The sequence below is a fragment of the Streptomyces sp. NPDC051172 genome, from assembly GCF_040682555.1.
Lineage (GTDB): Bacteria > Actinomycetota > Actinomycetes > Streptomycetales > Streptomycetaceae > Streptomyces.
Window position 1 is genome coordinate 1 of the sequence record NZ_JBFBBE010000268.1, and the last position, 2,920, is coordinate 2,920.

3 protein-coding genes are annotated in these 2,920 nt (G+C 67.3%); 1 reads left to right on the forward strand and 2 read right to left on the reverse strand.

Annotated features, from left to right (window positions below; translation table 11 throughout):
* Positions 1-53: 53 nt before the first annotated feature.
* Both AB0N07_RS50170 and AB0N07_RS50175 read right to left on the reverse strand, forming a co-directional pair.
* Entirely contained in the window at positions 54-503 is a 450-nt protein-coding gene (locus AB0N07_RS50170; protein WP_365847576.1) for a helicase associated domain-containing protein, read from the reverse strand.
* A gap of 37 nt (positions 504-540) precedes the next feature.
* Positions 541-1,812 carry an IS110 family transposase gene (locus tag AB0N07_RS50175; protein ID WP_365847578.1) on the reverse strand — a complete coding sequence of 424 codons (1,272 nt, stop codon included), beginning with the start codon at positions 1,810-1,812 and terminating at the stop codon, positions 541-543.
* Between the two features lie 253 nt (positions 1,813-2,065).
* Between AB0N07_RS50175 and AB0N07_RS50180 the strand changes: the two genes are divergently transcribed.
* Positions 2,066-2,902, forward strand: coding sequence for an IS5 family transposase (locus tag AB0N07_RS50180; protein ID WP_365847580.1), 837 nt, complete (start codon positions 2,066-2,068; stop codon positions 2,900-2,902).
* Positions 2,903-2,920 lie beyond the last annotated feature (18 nt).

A 2,920-nucleotide genomic window follows, 5' to 3' on the forward strand; every position in this document is an offset into this window, starting at 1 on the left:
CTGCGAAACATGGGCGGAACGTTCCAACGAGCCTGACGCAACGTCACGATCGTTTACTGCCCGTCCTCAAGATTCCCGACGGAGTCGCTCAGTGTCCGTCGCGCACTCTGCTCCCGCAGCCAGGCGGTGATGTGCTCGTCGTTCGGGGCGCCGGGCCACCACTCAACACCGTCCGGGAGCCCGGTCAGGTGGTAGCGGCAGGCCCACCACATGCGTTGCCAGGCCACCGGCCAGGGCGGGTTCCACCATGCATCGAGGTCCGTCAGACGGTGTCCCAGCCGGGTGGGCCGGCCGAGGCTGCGCTGCCGCTGGCATTGATTTCTGAGCCAGGTCCCCAGCGCGAAACCGTCAACGACGCTGGGCTGGGACACGGCGAGGTGGCCGTGACGAGCAGTGTAGGCATGCGCGACAGCCAGGCCATCGGCGACCGGACGCCGCCGCCCGGCCCACGTGTGGAACACCTCGACCTCGCCCGTGGACAACCCGAGCTCAGCCAGCAGCACCCGCTGGCTGACACGAAAAGAAGAGAGTTGCTGCTGGTCAGGCGGTTACGGGTTCCACGATCGGATCGAAGCGGATGGTGAGGCCGAGGCTGTTTGCTTCCTTGGTCATGCGGCGCATGGCTCGTTCGGGGTCCCGCTTGGCGAAGTGGTCCGCGCCGAGTTCGTGGTAGGGGACGTGGTCGTGCAGGACGTGCCAGATTGCGATAGCGATCTTGTGCATGACCGCGACCAGTGCCCTCTGAGAGCCCCGGCGGGCGGCCAGGCGACGGTAGAACACGGCGAGGTAGGAGTTCCTGTTCCTGATCGCGGCCATGGCCGCAACGCCGAGTACGCGTTTGATACTGCGGTTGCCCGGGCGGGTACGGCCAGAGCGGCTGACCCCGGCCGACTCGTTCTGCCCGGGGCAGACCCCGATCCAGGAGGCCAGGTGGTGGGCGCTGGCGAACTGGGCCATCTCCCCGCCGGTTTCGGCAATGACGATCTCCGCGGCCAGTCGGCCGATCCCCGGGACCGTGTCCAGGTTCATCAGGTCCGTCTCGTAGCGCTCGAGCAGAGTGGCGATACGGGCATCGAAGACCTTGACCGTGTCGTTGAGCCGACTGATCTCGTCCAGGTAGTGACGGACCATGAAGACGTGGTGCTCGGTGAAGTCTCCCTCCAGCGCCTCGGCCAGAGCCGGGATCTTGGCACGGGCCTTGCCGACGGCCAGATCCGCCAGACGCTCGGGATCCCGCTCGCCGGCGACCAGGGCCTCCAGGATGAGGCGACCGGACAGACCCACGAGGTCCGTCAGAACCGAACTCAACTTCATCCCGGTGTCCTCGAGTTCCTTCTCCAGACGCTGAGCCTCGCTCCCGGCGGCCCGCACGATCTCGGTGCGACGCCGGGTGAGATCGCGCAGTTCACGGATGTGCCGCTGCGGCACGAAGGAGCCCATCACCAGGCCGGAGGCGCCGGCCCGGGCCAGGAACGCCGCGTCACTGGGATCAGTCTTGCGTCCCCGGATCCCCTTGAGGTGAGCCGGGTTGACCAGCGCGAGGTTGAGATGCGGCTGTAATGCGTAGTAGACCGCGCGCCAATAGTCGGACGTCGCTTCCATCACGACGATCTCCACGCCGCGTTCCACGAGCCAGGAGCGCAACCGTTCGATCTCGCTGCGCGTGGTGGCGAACCGTTCGGTCTCCAGGCTCCAGTTCCCGGTCCTCTTCAGGCTCGGGACCCGTACGCAGGCGAGCAGGAAACGCTTGCCCAGGTCCACCCCGGCCGACCGGAGGTAGATCACTTCATCCTTGACGTCTTGCCGGGCCATGCCAGTTCCTCTCGCCGAGTGCAACGCGGCCGGCGAGCGTCCCGGAGGAGTCAAGGGAAGGATCGGAATCTGACTAGCTGTTTTTCAACCCGCTGGTGTTCGATGGCGCCCGTACGGCGGGCTTGGTCGTGTGATGTGGCAGCGGGAGGGCACGAGGACGAGGCCCTGCTTCTAGCGTGTCGGTTGTCTACGCCGAACTCGCAGGAAACAGGGCCTCGTTGTGTCTCACGCTACCGTCTGTGTCCCTGATCGTGTGCTGCCCGACGTCCGGTTCACGGCGCCGTGCGACTGTCTCGCCCATCTGTACGGCAACGCCGGGGACCGTCCGCTGCGGGCCCGCTTCTACGCCACGGACATGACGGAGGAGGAGTGGCAGGTCATCCGGCGGGTGATGCCGCTGCCTGCCTGGTTGTGCGGGCGCGGGGGCAATCCGGAGGGGTACTGCCACCGTGAGATGTTCGATGCGGTGCGCTACCTGGTGTCCGAGGGCATCAAGTGGCGGGCGATGCCGGCCGACTTCCCGCCCTGGGGAGCGGTCTATGCCTTCGCCCGCCGCTGGCAGGCCGAGGAGCTCCTGGACGTGCTGCACGACCGGCTGCGCGAGCAGGTGCGGCTGTTGGAGGGCCGGGACGATGTCGAGCCGACGGCCGCGATCGTGGACTCCCAGTCGTTGCGCGGCGCGTCGACGCTCACCGGCGAGCGTCGCGGTTACGACGGGGCGAAGCTGGTCTCGGGGTCGAAACGGCACATCGCGGTGGACTGCCTGGGACTGCTGCTCGTGGTGTGGGTGACCGCCGCCGACCTGCAGGACCGTGACGCGGGCGTGCACCTGTTGCGCGCCGTGCGTCGGCTGTTTTCCCGGGTGCGTCTGGTGTGGGCCGATTCCGGCTACGCCGGTGCGCTGGTGGACTGGGCGCGCGAGAAGCTCGCGCTGAAGGTCGAGGTGGTGCGGCGCGGCGATGACGTGAGCGGCTTCGTGGTGCTGCCGAGACGCTGGGTGGTGGAGCGTACTTTGTGCGCCACGAGGCGCTCTGTTTGTATCCCCGGCTCAGCCGGGAGGAACTCGGGAGGAGGTTTCTGGGCCGAATGACTTACCTGGATCCGAAAG